Below are 22,637 nucleotides of genomic sequence, written 5' to 3'. Positions count from 1 at the left end.
TCTTGTGGGGAGGGATAAAGGGTGGGGGTCACTTCAGAGAAAACCCTCCCCTCAACCCGGCGTCACCACATAAGACCCGCTCTCGTGCAGCTCCGCCCGCCAACCCGGCTCGATCACGATCGTCGTCGTCGTCTCCTCGATGATCGCCGGTCCCGACACCACGTCGCCGGCTCCCAGCTTGCCGCCGTCATGCACCGGCACGCGCTGGCGCTGGCCGTCGGCGGATAAGATCGCCTGCCGCGTTCCCTTCAGTGACGCGTCGACATTGCCGCCCTTCGCCAGCGCCTTGTCGCCCGGCTTGGCGACCAGCCCGTAGAGCGTGCTCTCGATGTTGACGATCTCAACCGTGTTGTTCGGCTCGGCATAGGTATAGAGCTGTTCGTGGCGGCGGTGGAACGCGTCCTTCAGCCTCTCGACCGTCTCCGCCCCGATCTTGAAATTGTCGACCTCCACCGTGCATTCGTGCACCTGCCCGACATAGCGCATGTCGAGGCTGCGCTTGATGCGGATCTGGTCCTCGCCGAAGCCGTCGGCCTTGAGATGCGCCTGGCCTTCCTCTTCCAGTTCGTGGAACAGAGCATTGACGCGCCGATAGGCCTCCTCATTGTCGAGCCGCACCGGGCAGGTCGCCATATAGTTGTATTTCACGTCCGAGATGATCTGGCCGAAGGCGCAGAGGCCCGAGGCGAGCTTCGGCACGATGATCCGCGTGATGCCCATCTCGCGCGCCAGCGCCGTGATGTGCGCGCCCGTCGCGCCGCCGGCGCAGACCAGCACGAAATCGCGCGGGTCGTAACCGCGCTCGATCGACACGCGCCTGATGCCGTTGACCATGTTGGCGTTGACGATGGTGAACATGCCGTAGGCGGCTTTTTCGAGCGAGATGCCGAGCGGTTCGGCCACCTTCGTGCGGATCGCCGTTTCGGCCTTTTCCGGGTCCAATGGCAGGCGGCCGCCGACGAGCCCGTCCGGGTTCAAGTAGCCAAGCACCAGATTGACGTCCGTCGTCGTGGGCTCCGTGCCGCCCTGGCCGTAGCAGGCGGGGCCGGGGTCGGAGCCGGCGCTTTGCGGGCCGACCTGCAACAGCCCCATCTCGTCGATCCAGCCGATCGACCCGCCGCCCGCGCCCAGCGTCTCGACCTGGATCATCGGCACGCCGATCCGGTAGCGCAGGAAGTCGATGTTCTTGTTGAGGTTCGTCACGCCCTCATGGGTCAGTGTGATGTCGAACGACGTGCCGCCCATGTCGATGGTGATGACGTTGGTCTCGTCGAACGGGGCGGAGACGTGGAGGCCGGCGAGCGGCGCGGAGGCCGGTCCGGAATTGATCGCGTAGACCGAGCGATCCGTCATCGCCTCGCCGATGGCAAGGCCGCCGTTCGACTGGAAGTAGCGCACCGGGTGCTTCGCGCCCAGCGAGCGGAAATAGGCGTCCACCGCGCCGACGTATTTCTTCAGCGTCGGGGCGAGATAGGCATTCGTCACCGCCGTCGAGGTCCGCGTGTATTCGCGCACCTGCGGATAGAGCGAGGAGCCGAGCGTGAGGATGACGCCCGGCATCATCTCGCGCACGATCTCGCCCGCGCGCCGCTCATGCTCTGGGTGGAGCACCGACCAGACGAACGAGATCGCGACCGATTCCACGCCCTCCTTGAGAAAATGCTCGCAGGCCGCGCGCACGTCGTCCTCGGTCAGCGGCGTGCGCACCTCGCCATTGGAAAGCACCCGCTCGCGCACGCCCTTGCGTAAGTTGCGCGGCACCAGCATCACCGCCGGCGGATAGTCGGCGTCGTAGCGGTAGCCGTCCTCCTTGTGGCCATTGCGAATCTCGATCGAATCTTCGTGCCCGGCCGTGCAGATCAGCCCCGTGCGCGCCCCCTTGTGCTGGATCAACGCGTTGAGGCCGACCGTCGTGCCGTTGATGCAAAGGTCGCAATTGGGGATGATCTCGTCCAGCGGAACATCGAGGTCCTCGGCGATCAGCGCCAGGCCGTTGCGGATCGCGATGGTCGGGTCGGCCGGCGTCGAGAGCGCCTTGTAGAGCCGGTTGCCGCCGGCCTGTTCGGCCAGAACGAAATCGGTGAAGGTGCCGCCGGCATCGATGCCGAGACGATACTTGCTGCGCATGATCGGTCCTCCCAGATTAAGCGGCGCGCAATTTGCGGGTGGCGTCGAGGTCGACCTTCAGCGTCTCGGGGTCGTCGATGACGACGCCGTAGTCCTCGCGCGCGCCATTGATCGAGACGAGGCCGAGCTTCACGTCCTCGACCACCTTGTCGACCGGTCGCTTCTTCGGGTCGCCATAGCCGCCGCCGCCGGGGTTCATGTTGGTCACCGTCTCGCCGGGCTTGATCACGCCGATCGTGTTGTTGCGGATCGTCTCGGTCTTACCCTCGCGCTTCAGTTCCAGCCGGCCGACCTTGGTGTCGATCATGGACGATTGCGCACCGGCTGCGCCGAGGGCGGGGATGCGCCGGCCTTCGCCGAACATGATGAACGTCATGTCGCCATCGAGCGGTTCCACCTCCCAGGCAGTGCCCGAGCCGCCACGATGCAGGCCGGCGCCGCCCGAATCCGTCATCAACGAGTATTTATGGATGATGATTGGGTAGGAGTGCTCCAGAAGCTCGATGTCGCCGGAGGTCAGCGCGCCGAAGCAGCATTCGGGCCCGCAGGCGTGCCAGCCGTCCTGCTGCGGCGTGGCGCCCGCGCCGGAAATGATGGTGGCCAGCACCATCGTCACATATTCCTCGTCGTGGCGTTTGTCCCAGCCGGCGATGTTGAGTCCGTTGGCATGACCCCAGGACGCCGCGACCTTCGAGGGCATCGCCTTCTCGAAGGCGAGGCGCACCGCGTCGGTCAGCGTTTCCATCGGCGTCGTGGTGCAGTTCATGTGCGGCGCCGGTTCCTTGGCGTTGCACAGCGTGCCCTTCGGCCCCATGTCGACCGAGACGCAGCGATAGAGCCCTTCATTGTAGGGCGGGGGAAGCTGCGCGAACATCATCAGGCCGAGATAGACGCCGGAATAGGAATTGCCCTCGTAGGAATTGATGAAATAGGGCACCTGCGGCGGGCTGGAGATCGCGATCCGGCAGTCGTCGCCCTCGATCGTGACCGTCGCCTTGATGTCGAAATCGCCGAAGCCGTGGCCCGCATCCTCCAGCACCGCGACGCCTTCATAGGTGCCGTCGGGCACCGAGCGGATCAGCGTGCGCATCTGGCGCTCGGCCATGTTCAGAAGTTCGCCGATACACGCATCGACGACGTCCTTTCCATATTTGTCGAGCATCCGGACCAGCGCCCGCTCGCCCACCTGGCAGGCGCCGATCAGCGCGTTGAAATCGCCCTCCTGGTCACGCCGCGCGCGCATGTTGGTCAGGATCATGTTGAGCACGTCCTTGCGCGGCTTGCCCCGGTCCCAGATCTTGACGGGGGGAATGCGCAGGCATTCGGCGTAGATTTCCTTGGCGTCCGGGTTGTATCCCGCCGGCACCGGGCCGCCGATATCGGTCAGGTGCCCCTTGCAGACCGTCCAGTAGACGAGTTCGCCATGGTAGAAGACGGGCTTGTACATGCACACGTCGATGGCGTGGCTGCCGCCATAGGCGGGGTCGTTGTGGAGGATCAGATCGCCCTCGTGGATGTCGCCCTCGAAATAGCCGGCGACCACCTTCATCGCCGGGATCAGCGAGCCGAGATGGATCGGGATGTCCTGGCCCTGCAGGACCATTTCCGGCTCGGCGTTGAAGAGCGCGGTCGAGTAGTCGTGCGCCAGATTGAAGACGCTCGAGCGCGCGGTCTTTTCCAACGACAGCGTCATCTCGCGCTGGGTCGTCTCCAGAATGCCCCGCACCACCGAGAGCGTGATGGGGTCGACGGTTCGCGTCGCTTCTGTCCGGTCCATTGGTCCTCGCTTCCCGGCCCGGTCGTGCGCCGCGCCGATGTTCCCTTTTGATTGGAAGGAAGCCTATGCCCGTCCCGGCAGGTGCGTCTTTGACAAGGAGCGCGGGATTTCTTGACCGTCAGCGCAGTTGTCGATGAAGCGTTTGTCAGGCGCAGCGGCCTGACTTAAGGTCAGCTTCGGAGAGGACGCAGATGGACGTCATCACGACACGCGGGGTCGATCCCGCCAGCCGCAGCGCCCACTGGCATCAGGCGATCGCCAATGCCTATTTTCCGCTCGACCTCAAATTCCGCGATCCCGAGCGCTTCACCGGCGACCTCGCCAAATGGACGCTCGGCGGCGTCTCGCTGTCGCGTTTGCGCTCCGAGGCGCTCGCCTATCACCGCCTGCCGCGGCATCTGCGCGGCGAAAGCGACGAACAACTCCTCATCACCATCCCCGTCCGCGCGCCAGTCCATTTCTCGCAGCGCGGGCGCGACGTCACCTGCGCGCCGGGCGGCTACATAATCGAATGCGGCCACGAGCCCTACGAGTTCAGCTATGGCGAGCGCTCGGACCTCTGGGTCATGAAGGTCGACGCCGCTGCACTGCGCGGCCGCATCCGCGCGCCCGAGCGCTTCTACGGCATGCAGTTCAACGGATCGGACGGCGTCTCCGGCCTCTTCGTCGCCATGTTGCACCAGATCCCGACGCAGATCGGCTCGATGAGCGAGGAGGCGCGCGACGCCGTCGGCCAGCAACTCGTCGACCTCCTCGCGCTCTCCATCCGCGCCGACGAGCGCACGCTGACCTCCGGCCAGTCGAGCGTGCGCGCCGCGCATCTGTCGCGCGTCGAGACCTTCGTGCGCGCCAATCTCCACCGCCGCGACCTCGATCCCGACCTGATCGCGCGGCGCTGCGGCATTTCCGTGCGCTATCTCCACGAGATCTTCCGCGACACCAACCAGACGCTCGGCCAGTGGGTGCGCGACATGCGGCTCGAAGCTGCGCGCGAGGACCTTCAATCGGCAGGCCCTCACGCCTCGATCGCCGAGATCTGCTTCGCCCGCGGTTTCGGCGACCTCGCCCACTTCACCCGCCTCTTCAAGAGCCGGTTCGGAAAGGCGCCGGGCGAATATCGCAAGAGCCTCAACGCCGGCTGAGGCTCAGTCCCAGGATAGCGCGCCTCCGGTCTGATATTCGATCACGCGCGTCTCGAAGAAGTTCTTCTCCTTCTTCAAATCCATCGCCTCCGACATCCAGGGAAACGGGTTTTCCGTCTCCGCGAAGACGGGCGTGAGGCCGAGCTGCGCGCAGCGCCGATTGGCGATGAAGCGCATATATTGCTCGCACAGCGCCGCGTTCAGCCCGAGAAACCCGCGCGGCATCGTATCGCGGCCATAGGCGGCTTCGAGTTCGGCCGCATCGGCGATCATGCCGCGGATTTCCTCCTGGAAGGCCGCCGTCCACAGATGCGGGTTCTCGTGCCGGATCTGGTTGATGACGTCGATGCCGAAATTCAGGTGAATGCTCTCGTCGCGCAATATGTACTGGTACTGTTCGGCGATGCCGACCATCTTGTTGCGCCGCCCCAGCGACAGGATCTGCGCGAAGCCCGTATAGAACCACATGCCCTCGAAAATGACGTAGAAGGCAACGAGGTCGCGCAGGAAGGCGGTGTCGGTCTCCGGCGTGCCGGTCTTGAAGTCCGGATCGTCGAGCGACTGCGTGTGCTTCAGCGCCCAGGCCGCCTTGTCGGTGATCGACGGCACCTCGCGATACATGTTGAAGAGCTCGCCCTCGTCGAGCGACAGGCTTTCCACGATATACTGGAACGTATGCGTGTGGATCGCCTCCTCGAAGGCCTGCCGCAGCAGATATTGCCGGCATTCGGGGTTGGTCAGATGCCGGTAGATGGCGAGCACGATGTTGTTCGCGACGAGCGATTCCGAGGCGGCGAAGAAGCCGAGATTGCGCTTGATCATGCGTCGCTCGTCCTCGGTCAGGCCGTCCTTCGATTTCCAGAGCGCGATGTCGGCCTGCATCGAGACCTCGGTCGGCATCCAGTGATTGTTGCAGCCGGCGAGATATTTCTCCCACGCCCAGCGATATTTGAGCGGCAGAAGCTGGTTCACGTCGGCGCGGGCGTTGATCATGCGCTTGTCGTCGATGGCGACCCGCGCGCCACCGCGTTCGATGGCGCCGAGGCCGGTCGCGTCGGGGGTGGGGAGGGGAGTGGATAGGTTGAGCATTGGGAAATCCTGATATCTGTTTGCTGAGCTCCCCCTCTCCGTCGCGGGCTGCGCCCGCGCCACCTCTCCCCCTCCGGGGGCGAGGAAACGGCGTCGCCGGCCTTGGCGCTTTTCCTCGCCCCCGAAGGGGGAGAGGTGGCACGCGAAGCGTGACGGAGAGGGGGAGGGAACGTCGAGCGGAAAAGGCGCTACTGACACGCCTCGCAATCCGGATCATCCACCGCACAAGCCTTGCCCCACGCCGCGCCCGGATCGATCACGATCGGCGCCGCCGATACCGCGTTGAGCTTCCCGTCCGTGCCCTTCAAAGTCGATTTCTCGACATGGGTCGCCGATCGCGCGCGCAGATAGTAGGTCGTCTTCAGCCCCTTCTTCCACGCCAGCCGATAGAGCGCGTCGAGCGCCTTGCCGGACGGGTTCGCCATGTAGAGATTGAGCGACTGCGCCTGGTCGATCCATTTCTGCCGCCGCGACGCCGCCTCGATCAGCCAGGCGCTGTCGATCTCGAAAGCAGTCGCGTAAAGCGCCTTCAGGTCATCGGGAATGCGATCGATCTGCCCCACCGAGCCGTCGAAATATTTCAGGTCCGAGATCATCACCTCGTCCCATAGCCCGCGCGCCTTCAGATCGCGCACCAGCGCGGCATTGACGACCGTGAAGTCGCCCGACATGTTCGATTTGACGAACAGGTTCTGGTAGGCCGGCTCGATCGATTGCGACACGCCGCAGATGTTGGAGATCGTCGCCGTCGGCGCGATCGCCATCGTGTTGGAGTTGCGCATCCCGACCGTTTTCACCCGCTCGCGCAGCCCATCCCAGTCCATGTCTAGTGACAGACACTCGTCCATTTCGGTGCCGCCTCTCACATCGGCAAGCAGCCCGATCGAATCGATCGGCAATATCCCCTTCGACCACAACGAACCGTCGAAGCTTGGATAGCGCCCACGCTCGGCCGCAAGATCGACCGATGCCGAAATCGCGTGATAGCTGATCGCCTCCATCGACCGATCCGCGAAATCCGCGGCTTCCGCCGAAGCATAGGGAATGCGCAGCGCCTGCAACGCGTCCTGGAAACCCATCAGCCCGAGCCCAACCGGACGATGCCTCATGTTCGATTTCCGCGCTTCGGGGATCGTGTAGAAATTGATGTCGACGACATTGTCGAGCATCCGCATCGCGGTCGTGACAGTCTTCGCCAGCCGCGCCATGTCGAGGCCATCTGCGCTGACATGGTTGAGCAAGTTCACCGAACCCAGATTGCACACCGCGACCTCGTCCTTGGACGTGTTGAGCGTGATTTCGGTGCACAGGTTCGACGAATGCACGACGCCGACATGGCCCTGCGGCGAACGGATGTTGCAAGGGTCCTTGAAGGTGATCCACGGATGACCGGTCTCGAACAGCATCGTCAGCATGCGCCGCCACAGATCGACCGCGCGCACCGTACGGAACACCTTGATGTCGCCCGCCGCCGCCTTTGCCTCATGCGCCTCGTAGGCCGCCTTGAACGCCGCTCCATAAAGATCGTGCAGATCCGGCACTTCGTCCGGCGAAAACAGCGTCCACTCGGCATTCGCCTCCACGCGCTGCATGAAAAGGTCCGGCACCCAGTTGGCCGTGTTCATGTCGTGCGTGCGTCGCCGGTCGTCGCCGGTGTTCTTGCGCAGGTCGAGGAATTCCTCGATGTCCACATGCCAGGTCTCGAGATAGGCGCAGACCGCGCCCTTGCGCTTGCCGCCCTGGTTGACCGCGATCGCCGTGTCGTTCGCCACTTTCAGGAACGGCACCACGCCCTGGCTCTCGCCATTCGTGCCCTTGATATGTGCGCCGAGGCCGCGCACCGGCGTCCAGTCGTTTCCAAGTCCGCCGGAATATTTCGCCAGCAGCGCATTGTCCTTCACGCCCTTGAAGATCGCATCGAGATCGTCGCCGATGGTCGTCAGAAAGCAGGAGGATAGTTGCGGCCGCGTCGTGCCCGAATTGAACAAGGTCGGCGTCGACGCCATGAAGTCGAAGGACGAAAGCAGATCATAGAATTCGATCGCACGCGCCTCGCGGTCGATCTCGCGCAGGGCGAGCCCCATCGCGACGCGCATGAAGAACGCCTGCGGCAGCTCGAAGCGCTTGCCCTTCGTGTGCAGGAAATAGCGGTCGTAGAGCGTCTGGAGGCCGAGATACTGGAAGCTCAGATCGCGCTCGGGCTTCAGCGCTGCGCCCAGGCGTGAAAGATCGAAACGCGCAAGCTCCGGATCGACCAGCCCGGCATCGATGCCTGCCGTGATGAAACCGGGAAAATACTGCGCATATCGCTCCGCCATCTCGCCTTGCGTCGCGGCGTCCGGCCGGCCCGCGACAAAGCTCAGCGCCTCGCGCCGCAGCCGGTCGAGCAGCAATCGTGCGGATACGTAGCTGTAATCCGGGTCGGTCTCGACCAATGCCCGCGCGGCGAGGATCGGCGCCAGCGAGAGTTCGTCGAGCGTGATGCCGTCATAGAGGTTGCGCCGCGTCTCGGTCAGGATCGGCTCCGGCGAAACCGCGTCGAGCCCCGCGCAGGCCTCGTTGACGAGCGCCGTCAGCCGCGCCTCGTCGAGCGGCGCGAGGCTGCCGTCGGCAGATTTGACGTTGAGCACCGGTGCCTGATCTGCCGTCTTCGGCCGGGCCGCCAGCCGCTCGCGGGCGCGTTCTTCGCGATAGAGCACATAGGCACGCGCGACCTTGTGATGCTCGCCGCGCATCAGCGCCAGTTCGACCTGATCCTGAATGTCCTCGATATGGACGATGCGCGCTTCACCGCCCCGCCTTGCGAGCGCCGATGCCACCTGCGCCGTCAAATCCTCGACTGCGTCGTGAACCCGTCGCGAGCCGGCCGCGCCCGTTCCCTCGACGGCGAGAAACGCCTTGGTCAACGCAACCGCGATCTTGTTCGGATCGAACGGCGTCAGCGCGCCGCCGCGCCTGATGACGCGATGGCCGACTTCGTCGGTTGCATCGATGAAATGCGGAACCGGGACGGCTCCGTTGGATGGTCGTGTGGCAATGCCCTGCATCTTAATCCCCGTGGCGATGGCGGACGGGGGAGGGCGCACGCATGCTTTGACGGGGTGAATCGATTGCCCGCGGCACACGCACCACCGGGACACCCCGCCCGAGGTTCGTTCAAGCCGTCAGGGCAGGTCTCCTGGCTCGCAGGTCACAGCTCTCGTCGGCCTTCCCGGTGCCGGCGGCACCAGTGGCATCAATCGACGCAAGCTCACTGCTTACAGTTGCGGGGGCAGCGCCGGCATAGCATTTACGCGCACCGGCTTCCCTCTTAGCTCCCGGGTGGTTGCCCGCCCGGAAGACCCATGACCACCGCATATAGATGGGCATTTGCGGATCGCGTCAACATCTTGTGTGAGGCGATCCACAATTCACGCGAGTGCCGCCTGCCGCGTCTCGACGTCGATCGCCCGCGCCGCAATCGCCGCCACCAGCAGAAGACCCGCAAACAAGCCGATCGCCGCCGCCGTGCTCTCGATGAACAGGTAGACCACGACGGAGGGCGCAAGGAGCCCTCCGAGCCGCGCCATCGCGCCTGCGGCACCCATGCCCGTCGCCCGCGAGGCGGTCGGGTAGAGTTCGGGCGTGAAGGCGTAGAGCGCGCCCCATGTGCCGAGAAGCGCAAAGCTCATCAGCAGAAGCGCCGTTGCGATCAGCGCCGGTGTGGCGGCGATGACGAAGAGCGCGCAGCCCGCCGCGCTCAGCACGAGGAACCGTGTCAGCGTCGCACGCCGGCCCCATTTTTCGACGCCATATGCGGCGAGCGCATAGCCGGGGATCTGCGCCAGCGCGACGAGGACGAGGAAGCCGTAGCCGCGCACGAAGCCGAAGCCCTCGGTCGCCAGCCGCGCCGGCATCCACACGAAGATGCCGTAATAGGAGATCGAGACGAGGAACCAGCAGGCCAGGATCAGGATCGTGCGGTGCCGCAACTCCGGCGACAGCAGCCCGACGCTCGATGCGGCGGGCGTCGCCGTCAGCTTTGTCTCGCCGAGCGGCGTCTTGCCGTTGGCGACCAGCACCTTGTCCATCACCGCGCGCGCCTCGGGCTCCTTGCCCTGGCGCATCAGGTGCATCGGCGATTCGGGTATCCAGAAGCGCAGGAAGATGCCGACGATCGCCGGCAGCGCGGTGACGAAGAAGATTACCCGCCACGCATCCGTAACGCCGGCCGAGGCCGCCGCCCATGCGGTCAGCGCCACGGCGACCGTGCCGACGGCCCAGAACCCTTCGAGCGCCACCAGCCAGCGGCCGCGCCGCGAGGGCGGCAGGAACTCGGCCATCATCGCATAGTCGACCGGCAGCGTGCCGCCGACCGCAAGCCCGGTCATGAACCGCAGGAAAAGCAGCGTCTGGAAGTCGGGCGCGAAGGCCGACGCGATGCCGAACACCGCATCCATCGCCACCGTGCCGATCAGGATGCGCCGGCGCCCGAACCGGTCGGCCAGTCGGCCGAAAACCGCCGCGCCGATCAGCATGCCGAGGAAGAACAGCGTTCCGGTTTGCAGCGCCTGCGGCACCGTCAGCCCGAAGGTCGCCGCGATCGACGCCGCGGTGAAGCCCACCGCCAGCACCTGCATCGCGTCGGCCGTCCACACCAGCCCGAAGACCCCGAGCAGCCTTCGTTGGAAAGGCCCGGTGCCGCCACGCTCCAGAACCGCATCGATCGTCGTCGTCATTCCGCATTCCCCCAATCTGTGAGCGTCGCTCTAGGGGGGCTGTGAGAATTTGTCGAGTGCCGGATGGGCGTCCCGGTCATTTTCAACCCTTCATGGCAGTCAAGCCGTTAACCTTAACCATAGGTAAATGAATCAAGTCGCAGTTTCGGGGTTTTGGAACAGTCGATACACAGTTAGCATTCGGTTAATGGCGGTACGGGGGAATGCGGCATGACAGGACAAGCAGCGGCACTGCGTGCCGAAGCGGACGGCGGGTCCGTTTCGGGCGAGGGGCAATCTGGAGACGGGCAGGGGTCGGCGTTCGCGCGCAGCGTCTCGGCCCTTCTGGAGCGGACGGAATATCGGCGCTGCGAAAGCGGCGAGGATCTCGAGGCGATCTATCGCCTGCGCTACAAGGCTTACAAGGCCTACGGCCTCGTCGGAGAGGCGGAAAACGAGCGCATCTGCGATGCGATGGACGATACGCCGAACAGCTACCGTTTTGGCGTGTTCATCGACGGCGAACTCGTCTCGACGGTTCGTCTTCATCACATCACCGCCGCCGAGCCCTGGGGGCCGGTCATGCGGGTCTATTCGGACATGCTGGAGCCGCGGCTTGCCGCCGGTGAGACCTTCGTCAATCCGGGTCAGTTCACGGCCGATCCGTCGGTCGCCGGCTCCTTCCGCCTGCTGCCCTATCTCACGCTGCGGCTCGCGGTCATCGCCAACACGTATTTCGATTCCACGAGTTGCGTCTGCCTGATCCGCGACGAGCATGTCGCCTTCTACAAGCGCATCTTCGGCTCGGCGCAGGTCGGCCTCGCGCGGCCCTATCCGCCTTTCACCGTGCCGGTCATGCTCTACGAGTCGAACTGCGAGGAGAACATGGCGAAGACGGTGGCGCGCTACCCGTTCTTCCGCTCCACCTTCGCCGAGCGTCGGCTTCTCTTCCAGCGCCCGGACGCAGGCGAACTGACGCCGCTCACCGTCCTGCCGACGGCGAAGTATCGCGTCGCGGCGTAGGCCGCTGACGCAGCGAAACGCTTGCCGCGCCGCGATGCGCGCCTAGCTATTCACCGCAGGGACTTCATTCACGGATATTTTCCATGCCCGATCTCGCACTGACACCATTGATCTCGCTCATCGCCGGCGTCGTCATCCTGATCATGCCGCGTCTGCTCAACTACATCGTCGCGCTCTATCTCATCGTCATCGGCCTCATCGGCCTCTTTCCAGACATCGTAGGCTAGTTTCCGCGACAATCCTGCCATTGCCCTCAATCACGCTTTTCGTTATCAGCGAACGACAGAATTGCGAGGGAGCCTTCCATGGCAGAAGAACATCATTCCGGCCCGCTCGAGATGGGCGCGGAAATGGACTATCACGAGCACGAGAAGACCTATTCGCTCTTTCTCGAATTCGCGAAATACGGCACGCTCGCCGTGGTCGCGCTCCTGATCGCCATGGCGTTCGGCTTCTTCACGGCAGCCGGCTTCATCTCCTCGACCATCCTCTTCCTGCTCATCTGCGGCCTCGGCGCGATCCTGTTGCGCTGACGGTCGTCGCGGCGGATCGTTTCCGCCGGGGAGTGAGGATCGGCAGTCAGGGAGGGGCCAATGTCGCAGATCGTTTTCGTACCGAGAGAAGTCGAGGGTGGAGAGCCGCGCGTCGCGGCCTCGCCCGATACCGTCAAGCGGCTGAAAGGGCTCGGCCTCGACGTGGTCGTCGAAGCCGGTGCAGGGACGGCCTCGCGCATTCCGGACGCCGAGTTCGAGAAGGCCGGCGCGCGCATCGGCTCGACTGCCGACGCATCGACCGCCGATGTCGTCCTCAAGGTTCGTCGCCCGAACGATACCGAACTCAAATCCTATAAAAAGGGCGCCGCGGTCATCGCCGCGATGGACCCCTATGGCAACGACGCCGCCGTCGCCGCCATGGCCAAGGCGGGCATCTCCGCATTTGCGATGGAATTCATGCCGCGCATCACCCGCGCGCAGTCGATGGACATCCTGTCGAGCCAAGCCAATCTCGCCGGCTACCAGGCCGTGGTCGATGCGGCCGCCGAATATGACCGCGCCCTGCCGATGATGATGACCGCGGCCGGCACCGTGCCCGCCGCCAAAATCTTCATCATGGGCGTAGGCGTCGCCGGCCTGCAGGCGATCGCGACCGCGCGCCGCATGGGCGCCGTCGTCACCGCGACCGACGTCCGCCCCGCCGCCAAGGAACAGGTCGCCTCGCTCGGCGCCAAGTTCCTCGCCGTCGAGGACGAGGAGTTCAAGGCGGCCGAGACCGCCGGCGGCTACGCCAAGGAAATGTCCAAGGAATACCAGGCGAAGCAGGCCGCGCTGACGGCCGAGCACATCGCCAAGCAGGACATCGTCATCACCACCGCGCTGATCCCCGGCCGGCCCGCGCCGCGCCTGATCTCGGCCGAGATGGTCGCCTCGATGAAGCCCGGCTCCGTCATCGTCGATCTCGCGGTCGAGCGCGGCGGCAATGTCGAGGGCGCGAAGGCCGGCGAGATCGTGACGACGGCCAACGGCGTCAAGATCGTCGGCCATCTCAACGTGGCAGGCCGCGTCGCCGCCTCCGCCTCGCTGCTCTACGCCAAGAACCTCTTCGCCTTCCTCGAGACGCTGGTCGACAAGGAAACGAAGACGCTCGCGATCAAGCCGGACGAGGAACTAGTCAAGGCAACGCTCCTGACCCACGAGGGCCAGGTCGTCCACGCGAATTTCGCCAAGGCCGAGGCCGCGCCCGCTGAGCCTGTGGAACCCGCACCCAAGCCGAAATCCGCTTCGAAGAAGGGGGATGCGTGATGGAAATGACCGCGATGGAACGCGCCATCGAGCAGCTCGAACAGGCAACCGCCGCGCTGCGGCTCGCCTTCTCCGATCTCGAAACCGCTGAAGCTGCCGGCCATGCGGCCGCGGCCGCGACGGGCGGCGCGATCGATCCCTTCGTCTTCCGCTTCGCCATCTTCGTCCTGGCGATCTTCGTCGGCTACTATGTGGTCTGGTCGGTGACGCCCGCGCTGCACACGCCGCTGATGGCCGTCACCAACGCCATCTCGTCGGTCATCGTCGTCGGCGCGCTGCTCGCGGTGGGCATCTCGGCCTCCGGCCTTGCGACCGGCTTCGGCTTCATCGCCCTCATCCTCGCATCGGTGAACATCTTCGGCGGCTTCCTCGTCACCCACCGCATGCTCGCCATGTACAAGAAAAAAGAGAAGTGAGGCGCATTCGATGAGCGAGAACTTCGCCTCCTTCCTCTACCTCGTCTCCGGCGTCCTGTTCATCATGGCGCTGCGCGGCCTGTCGCACCCGACCACCAGCCGCCAGGGCAATCTCTACGGCATGGTCGGCATGGGTATCGCCATCGTCACCACGCTGCTTCTGGCGCGTCCGACCTTTGGCGGCTTCCTGATGATCGTGGTCGGCATCGCCATCGGCGGCGGCATCGGCGCGGTGATCGCCAAGCGCATCCCGATGACGTCGATGCCGCAGCTCGTCGCAGCATTTCACTCGCTCGTCGGTCTCGCCGCCGTGCTGGTCGCGGCCGCCGCCGTCTATTCGCCGGAAAGTTTCGGCGTGGGCACGGTCGGCCACATCCACACCCAGGCACTGATCGAGATGTCGCTCGGCGTCGCCATTGGCGCCATCACCTTCACCGGCTCGATCATCGCCTTCCTGAAGCTCGACGGGCGCATGTCCGGCAAGCCGATCATGCTGCCCGCGCGCCACATGGTGAACGCGGCCATCGCGACCGCGCTCGTCCTGCTGGTCGTCGTCCTCGTCATGACGCAGTCGACGCTCGCCTTCTGGCTGATCGTCATTCTGGCCCTGGCACTCGGCGTCCTGATCATCATCCCGATCGGCGGCGCGGACATGCCCGTCGTCGTCTCGATGCTCAATTCCTATTCGGGCTGGGCCGCGGCCGGCATCGGCTTCACCCTCGGCAATCTCGCGCTCATCATCACCGGCGCGTTGGTCGGCTCGTCGGGCGCGATCCTCTCCTACATCATGTGCAAGGGCATGAACCGCTCCTTCATCTCCGTCATCCTCGGCGGCTTCGGCGGCGAGACGGCCGCCGCGAGCGCCGATGACGGGATCGAGCGCACGGTCAAGCAGGGCTCGGCCGACGACGCCGCCTATTTGATGATGAACGCGCAGAAGGTCATCATCGTCCCCGGCTACGGCATGGCCGTGGCGCAGGCGCAGCATGCGCTGCGCGAAATGGCCGACACGCTCAAGGCCAACGGCGTCGAGGTCAAATACGCGATCCACCCGGTCGCCGGCCGCATGCCCGGCCATATGAACGTGCTTCTGGCCGAAGCGAACGTGCCCTATGACGAGGTCTTCGAACTCGAGGACATCAACTCGGAGTTCGCCCAGGCCGACGTCGCCTACGTCATCGGCGCCAACGACGTCACCAACCCGTCCGCCCGCGACGATAAGGCCTCGCCCATCTACGGCATGCCCATCCTCGACGTCGACAAGGCCCGCACCTGCCTCTTCGTCAAGCGCTCGCTCGGCTCGGGCTATGCCGGCATCGACAACACGCTGTTCTACAAGGACGGCACGATGATGCTTCTCGGCGACGCCAAGAAGATGACCGAGGAAATCGTCAAGGCGATGCACCACTGAGGCTGGTCGTCCGGTCTCGTCGAGTTTGACCGAACCAGTTTTTTTGTGAATTGACCCCCACCCTGTATCCCTCCCCACAAGGGGGAGGGAGCCATCAGCGTGTTCGCTTTCGACGGTCAAGCTTCATCCAGTTTGAAGGCAAGGCGCTACGTGGATGCCTTCCCTCCCCCTTGTGGGGAGGGATAAAGGGTGGGGGTCTCCTTCGAAAGAAATGACCCAGCCCGCCACACTACGATCTTTCATCCCAGGCCTCGGTCGCGGCCGACCCGAACCCCGAAATGATCGATCACCACAAACCTACAGCGCCCGCAGCTTGAACTCCGTCACGCCGAGCGCGACGTTCAGCCCCGTCTGCGCCTGCACGCTCAAAGGCTGCAGCATCACCGATTCGTTCGACCCGCCGACCAGCAAATTGACCCCGCCACCCACAGCCGCCGTCACTTCCGCCGAGGCGCCATAATAGTCACCGGCAAGTGCGGCGGGCGACAGTTCCGCCGCGGTCGGCGCGAGGACGGCCCATTGCATCACGGCGGCGCTCGTCACGCCGACATCGAGGCCGTATTTGTTGACGACGCCGACGAACTGCACAGGCGGGCGCCCGTCGGCGGGGGTGAAGGCGCACTGCATGTCGCGCGAGGAGCCGAAGATCAGGCCGACATCGCCTTCGATGGCGCATTCGAGCATGCCCATTTCGGCGCGGGTGTCCTGCGCATGGGCGGCGGTGGCAGCACCGCCGGCCACGACGGCGGCGGCGATCAGCGTGCGGATCATGTGAAATCTCCCGTTCGAGTGTCTGGCTGACAACCGAACGGGCGGATGTTCGTTCCGGTTACGTTACGAAGCCCGCGTGCGTCGCAGGCCTTCGGCGGCGACCGACAGGTTCGGGTCGAGCCGGACGGCTTCGGCGTAGGAGCGCGAGGCGCGCTGGTTTTCGCCGCGGCGTTCGAGGATCACCGCCTGATAGGCCCAGGCCTCGGCATTTGACTTGTCGAGGTTCAGCGCCGTGTTGAAGTCGGCGAGCGCGTTGTCCTCGTTGTTGATCGCGAGATAGGACAGGCCGCGCGCCGTGTAGGGCTCGGCTGCGCTCGGCGCCAGCGAGATCGACTGCGCGAAATCGGAAATGGCGAAATCGTGCTGGTTGCGGGTCTGGTAGAGCAGGCCGCGATTGTAATAGGCGCGCGGATCGGTCGTATCTAGCTGGATGGCGCGCTCGAAATCCTGGAAAGCGTTGTTTGCGTTGCCGGCGAGCCGGTAGAGATTTCCACGGCCGATATAGGCGGCATCGTAGTTCGGATTGAGCTGGAGCGCTTGGTTGTAGTCAGCGAGCGCGGCCTGTTGATTTCCCATGTTGCGATGGATGAGCGCGCGATTGTTGTAGGCCTGGAAGAAGCCGGGATTGAGCTGAATCGCGCGGTCGAAATCGGCCAGCGCCTCCGAATTGCGGCCGCCGCGGCCATAGGCCGAGCCGCGCACATTGTAGGCCTCGGGGTCCTGCGGGGAGCGCTCGATGACGGCGGTCAGCGAGGCGATGTTCTCCGTCGACGTCTGGGCGGCGTCCATCGGCGAGACCGTCGACATCGTTTCGGGCGCGGTCTGGCAGGCGGCGAGCGCCAGCACGGAGACGAGAGCGAAGGCGGTGGCGGTACGCTTGGCGTGGCGCGCGGTCGAGATCATCGGCTGGTTCCCCCGGTTCGGATTTGGCAAGCAGGGCTGCGTTGGGTCAAACGCGGACAATGAAAAAAGGTGGCAGCGATTGCTCGCGCCACCTCTTATAATTCGGCAATAGAGACCAAAAAGCGGCGGATCAACGCGCCGCGACGGCCGGAGCGCGACCGCCGCCGACCAGGCCTTCGCGCTGGGCGCGCTTGCGGGCCAGCTTGCGGGCGCGGCGAACGGCTTCAGCCTTTTCGCGGGCGCGCTTTTCGGACGGCTTCTCGTAATGGCCGCGCATCTTCATCTCGCGGAAGATACCTTCGCGCTGCATCTTCTTCTTGAGCGCGCGGAGCGCCTGATCAACGTTGTTGTCGCGGACGAGTACCTGCACGTGCGTTCCTGTTCGTTACCGTGGATCTGTCTAAATTCGTAAGCGCAACGAATTGCGCCCGTGGCACGCACCACGGATCGGTGCGGCTCATATCACCGCCCGCACCCCTTGTCGAGCGGAAATCGCCGAGGGCCGGGACGGCACGCAACCGGCCAATTCGTCGCAGGCAAATCTGCGCGGCGCAAACGGGCAATCGAAGTCGCAATCAGCGCAAGGCGGATCGGCGCTTTTCGCTAGTCATAGCTTCGCCATTCTGGTTCTCCCTGATGGCGCTTTCCAACCGTCCGCGAGGCACGAGCCCCATGCGCAAATATTCGGTCTTCGCCATCGCCCGCGAGGCGCTTCGCGGCCACAAGGGCTGGGAAGAACAATGGTCCTCGCCCGAGCCGCGGTCCGAATACGACGTCATCATCGTCGGGGCCGGCGGGCATGGGCTGGCGACCGCATATTACCTCGCCAAGCATCACGGCGTCACCAACATCGCGGTGCTGGAAAAGGGCTGGCTCGGCGGCGGCAATACCGGCCGCAACACGACCATCATCCGCTCGAACTATCTCTATGACGAAAGCGCCGGCATCTACGACCATGCGGTGAAGCTGTGGGACGGACTCAGCCAGGATTTGAACTACAACGTCATGTATTCCGCGCGCGGCGTCATGATGCTCGCCCACAACGTTCACGACGTGCAGGTCTTCAAGCGCCACATCCACGCCAACCGCCTCAACGGCGTCGACAATGAATGGCTGACGCCGGAAGAGGCGCAGGCGTTCTGCCCGCCGCTCAACATCTCGAAATCCGCGCGCTATCCGGTCATGGGCGCAGCGCTGCAGCGACGCGGCGGCACGGCGCGCCACGATGCGGTCGCGTGGGGCTATGCACGCGCCGCCGCCGATCGCGGCGTCCACATCATCCAGAATTGCGAAGTCACCGGCATCCGCCGCTCGTCGAACGGCCACGTCACCGGCGTCGAGACTTCGCGCGGCTTCATCGGGGCCAAGAAGGTCGGCGTCGTCGCGGCAGGCCATTCGTCCGTCATCATGCAGATGGCCGACGTCAGGATGCCGCTCGAGAGCTACCCGCTGCAGGCACTCGTCTCCGAGCCGGTCAAGCCGGTGTTCCCCTGCGTCGTCATGTCGAACACGGTCCACGCCTACATCTCGCAATCCGACAAGGGCGAACTCGTCATCGGCGCGGGCACCGACCAGTACACCTCTTATTCGCAGACCGGCGGGTTCCACATCCTGAACCACACGCTCGACGCGATCTGCGAGATGTTCCCGATGTTCACGCGCATGAAGATGCTGCGTTCGTGGGGCGGCATCGTCGACGTGACGCCCGACCGCTCGCCGATCCTCGCCAAGACGCCGGTGCCGGGGCTCTATGTCAATTGCGGCTGGGGCACGGGCGGGTTCAAGGCGACGCCGGGTTCGGGCCACGTCTTCGCGCATACCATCGCCAACGACAACCCGCACCCGATCAACGCGCCGTTCAACCTCGAACGCTTCCGCACCGGCCGCCTCATCGACGAAGCGGCCGCCGCCGCCGTCGCGCATTAGGGATATCCCATGCTTCTCATCCGCTGCCCCTATTGCGAGGAAGAGCGTCCCGAGCTCGAATTCCGCCATGCCGGCGAAGCGCATATCGCGCGCTCGGCCGAGATGAGCGAGTTGAGCGATGACGAGTTCGAGAAGTTCTTCTTCATCCGCCAGAATCCCAAGGGCCTGATCTTCGAGCGCTGGCGCCACATCCACGGCTGCGGCCGCTTCTTCAACGCGGCGCGGGATACGGTGACGGACAAGTTCCACCTGACCTACAAGGCCGGTGAGCCGAAGCCGGAAATCACGCTGATGGCGCCCTCCGCCCCCGCTTCCTGGGCCAATCGCGAGCCGGCGGAGCTGAATGCCAACGTGCCCGAGGGAAAGACATCGTGATGTTCGTCGCAACACCCCCCTCTGGCCTGCCGGCCATCTCCCCCTCTGGCCTGCCGGCCAGAGATGGCCGGCAGGCCAGAGGGGGGTGAACTCCGGACCCGCGTGGAGCGCCATTTCCAATGACCGAAACCTTCCGCATCGCCGACGCCGGACGTCTCACCCCCGCGCGCACCGCCCGCTTCACCTTCGACGGCAAGTCCTACCAGGGCCTTGCCGGCGACACGCTCGCCTCGGCGCTGCTCGCCAACGGCGTCCATCTCGTCGGCCGCTCGTTCAAATACCACCGCCCGCGCGGCTTCCTCTCCGCCGGCGCGGAGGAGCCGAATGCGCTCGTCGGCATCCACCGGGATGCCGCGCGCAAGACGCCGAACGTGCGCGCCACGGTGCAGGAGGTCTATGACGGCCTCACCGCCGTCTCGCAAAACCGCTGGCCCTCGCTCGCCTTCGACATCGGCGAAGCGAACGATCTCGGCTCGCCGATGTTCTCGGCCGGCTTCTACTACAAGACCTTCATGTGGCCGAAGGCGGCGTGGGACAAGGTCTACGAGCCCTTCATCCGCCGCGCGGCCGGCCTCGGCGTCGCGCCGGACCAGCCCGATCCGGACCACTATTCCTCGCTCTACGCGCATTGCGACGTGCTGGTGCTCGGTGGCGGCGCGGCCGGCATCGCGGCGGCGCTCGCGGCAGCTTCCGGGGGCGCGCGTGTCATCCTCGCCGACGAGCAGGCCGAATTCGGCGGCGCTCTGCGCTTCGAGACCGGCGCCGAAATCGACGGGATGGGCGGCTGGGACTGGGCGCAGTCCAGCCTGTCGAAGCTCAAGGCCATGGACAATGTCCGGGTCCTGCCGCGCACCACTGCCTTCGGCTATTACGCGCAGAACCTCGTCGGGCTGGTCGAGCGCGTCACCGATCATCTCGCCAATCCGGCCCAGGACCTGCCGCGCGAGCGCCTCTGGCAGGTGCGCGCCGCCAAGGTGATCATCGCCACCGGCGCGATCGAGCGGCACATGGTCTTCGCCGACAATGACCGGCCGGGCATCATGCTCGCCTCCGCCGCGCGCACCTTCCTCAATCACTATGGCGTCGCGGTCGGCAGAAATGTCGGCGTCTACACGGCGACCGATTCCGCCTATGCCGCCGCCATCGACCTCAAGAAGGCCGGCGTTTCCATCGCGGCCATCGTCGACATCCGCGACGCGCCGCAGGGCGCCGCCATCGACGAAGCCCGCGCACTCGGCATCGAAATCCTCACCGGCCACGCCGTCACCAAGACCGGCGGCAAGCTGCGCGTTTCGTCCATGGCCGTCGCGCCGAAATCGGGCGGCACGACGCGCGTGATTCCGGTCGATGCGCTTTTGATGTCGTCCGGCTGGACGCCGTCCGTCCACCTCTTCTCGCAGTCGCGCGGCAAGGTCGCGTTCGACGACGCCACCCAGCGCTTCCTGCCCGGCCAATATGCGCAGGACTGCGTCTCCGTCGGCGCCTGCAACGGCACCGACACGCTGCAGGCCGTCATCGACGAAGCCTATGAAGCGGGTGAAAAGGCGACGAAGGCCTCGAAGGCCAACCGTCCCACCGCGAAAACCTCCGAAAACTGGACCGGCAATTTCCTCGGCACCGGACCGGGTGCGCAGGCCGACACCACCGTCAAGGCCTTCGTCGATTTCCAGAACGACGTCACCGCCAAGGACATCCGCCTTGCCGTGCGCGAGGGCATGCGCTCGATCGAGCACGTCAAGCGCTTCACCACCAACGGCATGGCGACAGACCAGGGCAAGACGTCGAACATGCATGGCCTTGCCATCGCCGCCGAGACGCTCGGCAAGCCGATCCCGCAGGTCGGCCTCACCACCTTCCGCGCGCCCTATACGCCGGTCACCTTCGGCGCCATCGTTGGCCATTCGCGCGGCAGCCTGTTCGATCCGACGCGCCGCACGGCCATGCACGGCTTTGCCGAAAGCCATGGCGCGGTGTTCGAGGATGTCGGCCAGTGGAAGCGCGCCTGGTTCTTCCCGCAGGCGGGCGAGGACATGCACCAGGCCGTCGCGCGCGAATCGAAGACCGTCCGCCAGTCGGCCGGCATCTTCGACGCCTCGACCCTCGGCAAGATCGAAGTCGTCGGGCCGGATGCCGCCCAGTTCATGGAACTCCTCTACACCAACCCCTGGGCGAAGCTCGAGCCCGGCCGCTGCCGCTATGGCATCATGCTGCGCGAGGACGGGTTCATCTACGATGACGGCGTCGTCGGCCGCCTCGCCGAAGACCGCTTCCACGTCACCACGACGACCGGCGGCGCGGCACGCGTGATGAACCACATGGAGGACTACCTCCAGACCGAATTCCCGCATCTGAAAGTCTACCTCACCTCGACCTCCGAGCAGTGGGCGGTCATCGCCGTGCAGGGGCCAAAGAGCCGCGACATCATCGCGCCGCTCGTCGAGGGCATCGACATCTCCGACGCCGCCATGCCGCACATGTCCGTGCGCGAGGGCACGATCTGCGGCGTGCCGACCCGGCTCTTCCGCATGTCGTTCACCGGCGAGCGCGGCTTCGAAATCAACGTGCCGGCAGATTTCGGCGAGAGCGTTCTGGAAGCCGTCTGGGGCGAGGCGCAGAAGCACGGCGCCTGTCTCTACGGCACAGAGACCATGCACGTCCTGCGCGCCGAAAAGGGCTACATCATCGTCGGCCAGGAAACAGACGGCACCGTCACCCCGCAGGATGCCGGTCTCGACTGGGCGATCGGCAAGAAGAAGACCGACTTCGTCGGCATCCGCGGCCTGAAGCGCCCCGACCTCGTCGGCGCCGGCCGCAAACAGCTCGTCGGTCTCAAGACCGTCGATCCGAACGTCGTCCTCGAAGAAGGCGCGCAGATCGTCGCCACCCCCGACCAGCCGATCCCGATGAAGATGATCGGCCACGTCACCTCGAGCTACTGGTCCCCCAATTGCGGCCGTTCCATCGCACTCGCGCTGGTGGTCGATGGTCGCGAGAAGATCGGCCAGCGGCTGTTCGTGCCGATGCCGGGGAAGGTGATCGAGGTGGAGGTCACGGGGACGGTGTTCTTCGACGAGAGCGGGGAGCGGTTGAATGGATGAGATGAGCAAAATGGCGGCAATGTCTTCGTTCCGGCCCACCCCCCTCTGTCCTGCCGGACATCTCCCCCTCAAGGGGGGAGATC

Annotated in this window: 18 protein-coding genes and 1 riboswitch; of the genes, 10 read left to right on the top strand and 8 right to left on the bottom strand. The window is 65.1% G+C overall.

From position 1 onward, the window contains the following. Positions 1–51 precede the first annotated feature (51 nt). Together ALII_RS0113350 and ALII_RS0113345 are read right to left on the bottom strand one after the other, a co-directional pair. Complete coding sequence (locus tag ALII_RS0113350) at positions 52–2,127, bottom strand: hydantoinase/oxoprolinase family protein (protein ID WP_024587809.1); 2,076 nt, start codon at positions 2,125–2,127, stop codon at positions 52–54. A gap of 16 nt (positions 2,128–2,143) precedes the next feature. Continuing rightward, the gene (locus ALII_RS0113345; RefSeq protein ID WP_024587808.1) at positions 2,144–3,904 is read right to left on the bottom strand and encodes a hydantoinase B/oxoprolinase family protein; all 1,761 of its coding nucleotides are present in this window, start codon (positions 3,902–3,904) and stop codon (positions 2,144–2,146) included. A gap of 191 nt (positions 3,905–4,095) precedes the next feature. Between ALII_RS0113345 and ALII_RS0113340 the strand changes: the two genes are divergently transcribed. Then, positions 4,096–5,046 carry a helix-turn-helix domain-containing protein gene (locus ALII_RS0113340; RefSeq protein ID WP_024587807.1) on the top strand — a complete coding sequence of 317 codons (951 nt, stop codon included), beginning with the start codon at positions 4,096–4,098 and terminating at the stop codon, positions 5,044–5,046. 3 nt (positions 5,047–5,049) lie between these two features. On the opposite strand, the gene ALII_RS0113335 is transcribed toward ALII_RS0113340, so the two are convergent. The 3 genes from ALII_RS0113335 to ALII_RS0113325 all read right to left on the bottom strand — a co-directional run bounded on the left by ALII_RS0113335 (position 5,050) and on the right by ALII_RS0113325 (position 10,853). After that, positions 5,050–6,135, bottom strand: a complete 1,086-nt coding sequence (locus ALII_RS0113335) for a ribonucleotide-diphosphate reductase subunit beta (RefSeq protein ID WP_024587806.1) — start codon at positions 6,133–6,135, stop codon at positions 5,050–5,052. Between the two features lie 188 nt (positions 6,136–6,323). Then, positions 6,324–9,182, bottom strand: coding sequence for a ribonucleoside-diphosphate reductase subunit alpha (locus tag ALII_RS0113330; protein ID WP_024587805.1), 2,859 nt, complete (start codon positions 9,180–9,182; stop codon positions 6,324–6,326). A gap of 103 nt (positions 9,183–9,285) precedes the next feature. Beyond that, positions 9,286–9,496: riboswitch (cobalamin riboswitch) on the bottom strand. A gap of 49 nt (positions 9,497–9,545) precedes the next feature. Next, positions 9,546–10,853, bottom strand: a complete 1,308-nt coding sequence (locus ALII_RS0113325) for an MFS transporter (protein WP_024587804.1) — start codon at positions 10,851–10,853, stop codon at positions 9,546–9,548. A gap of 210 nt (positions 10,854–11,063) precedes the next feature. Here ALII_RS0113325 and ALII_RS0113320 point away from each other — a divergent pair, with 210 nt between their 5' ends. The 6 genes from ALII_RS0113320 to ALII_RS0113295 all read left to right on the top strand — a co-directional run bounded on the left by ALII_RS0113320 (position 11,064) and on the right by ALII_RS0113295 (position 15,481). Continuing rightward, a complete protein-coding gene (locus ALII_RS0113320) occupies positions 11,064–11,855 on the top strand; it encodes a hypothetical protein (RefSeq protein WP_024587803.1) in 792 nt (263 codons plus the stop codon). Between the two features lie 83 nt (positions 11,856–11,938). After that, positions 11,939–12,082, top strand: a complete 144-nt coding sequence (locus tag ALII_RS22030) for a DUF3096 domain-containing protein (protein WP_081718996.1) — start codon at positions 11,939–11,941, stop codon at positions 12,080–12,082. A 78-nt stretch (positions 12,083–12,160) separates the two neighbouring features. Further along, positions 12,161–12,388, top strand: coding sequence for an aa3-type cytochrome c oxidase subunit IV (locus ALII_RS0113310; RefSeq protein ID WP_024587802.1), 228 nt, complete (start codon positions 12,161–12,163; stop codon positions 12,386–12,388). A gap of 60 nt (positions 12,389–12,448) precedes the next feature. Further along, the gene (locus tag ALII_RS0113305) at positions 12,449–13,654 is read left to right on the top strand and encodes a Re/Si-specific NAD(P)(+) transhydrogenase subunit alpha (protein ID WP_024587801.1); all 1,206 of its coding nucleotides are present in this window, start codon (positions 12,449–12,451) and stop codon (positions 13,652–13,654) included. Next, positions 13,654–14,070, top strand: a complete 417-nt coding sequence (locus tag ALII_RS0113300) for a proton-translocating transhydrogenase family protein (RefSeq protein WP_024587800.1) — start codon at positions 13,654–13,656, stop codon at positions 14,068–14,070. Before ALII_RS0113305 ends, ALII_RS0113300 begins: the two co-directional genes overlap by 1 nt. 10 nt (positions 14,071–14,080) lie before the next feature. Beyond that, positions 14,081–15,481 carry an NAD(P)(+) transhydrogenase (Re/Si-specific) subunit beta gene (locus ALII_RS0113295; protein ID WP_024587799.1) on the top strand — a complete coding sequence of 467 codons (1,401 nt, stop codon included), beginning with the start codon at positions 14,081–14,083 and terminating at the stop codon, positions 15,479–15,481. Positions 15,482–15,778: 297 nt separating this feature from the next. Here ALII_RS0113295 and ALII_RS0113290 read toward each other — a convergent pair whose 3' ends face one another. The 3 genes from ALII_RS0113290 to rpsU all read right to left on the bottom strand — a co-directional run bounded on the left by ALII_RS0113290 (position 15,779) and on the right by rpsU (position 17,525). Beyond that, positions 15,779–16,252, bottom strand: a complete 474-nt coding sequence (locus ALII_RS0113290) for a DUF992 domain-containing protein (protein ID WP_024587798.1) — start codon at positions 16,250–16,252, stop codon at positions 15,779–15,781. A gap of 63 nt (positions 16,253–16,315) precedes the next feature. Beyond that, on the bottom strand, positions 16,316–17,155 hold the full coding sequence (locus tag ALII_RS0113285) for a tetratricopeptide repeat protein (protein ID WP_024587797.1): 840 nt from the start codon (positions 17,153–17,155) through the stop codon (positions 16,316–16,318). 130 nt (positions 17,156–17,285) lie between these two features. Continuing rightward, positions 17,286–17,525 (bottom strand): 30S ribosomal protein S21, encoded by a 240-nt coding sequence (rpsU, locus tag ALII_RS0113280; RefSeq protein ID WP_024587796.1) that lies wholly within the window; start codon positions 17,523–17,525, stop codon positions 17,286–17,288. A gap of 302 nt (positions 17,526–17,827) precedes the next feature. Between rpsU and ALII_RS0113275 the strand changes: the two genes are divergently transcribed. The 3 genes from ALII_RS0113275 to ALII_RS0113265 all read left to right on the top strand — a co-directional run bounded on the left by ALII_RS0113275 (position 17,828) and on the right by ALII_RS0113265 (position 22,554). Then, positions 17,828–19,081, top strand: a complete 1,254-nt coding sequence (locus ALII_RS0113275; protein ID WP_024587795.1) for a sarcosine oxidase subunit beta — start codon at positions 17,828–17,830, stop codon at positions 19,079–19,081. Positions 19,082–19,090: 9 nt separating this feature from the next. Then, entirely contained in the window at positions 19,091–19,456 is a 366-nt protein-coding gene (locus ALII_RS0113270) for a sarcosine oxidase subunit delta (RefSeq protein WP_024587794.1), read from the top strand. A 119-nt stretch (positions 19,457–19,575) separates the two neighbouring features. Then, positions 19,576–22,554, top strand: coding sequence for a sarcosine oxidase subunit alpha (locus tag ALII_RS0113265; protein WP_024587793.1), 2,979 nt, complete (start codon positions 19,576–19,578; stop codon positions 22,552–22,554). Positions 22,555–22,637 lie beyond the last annotated feature (83 nt).

Origin of the sequence: Aliihoeflea sp. 2WW (assembly GCF_000497755.1) — a bacterium.
Taxonomy (GTDB): Bacteria; Pseudomonadota; Alphaproteobacteria; order Rhizobiales; family Rhizobiaceae; genus Aliihoeflea.
This window is presented reverse-complemented; position numbering and strand designations above follow the sequence as displayed.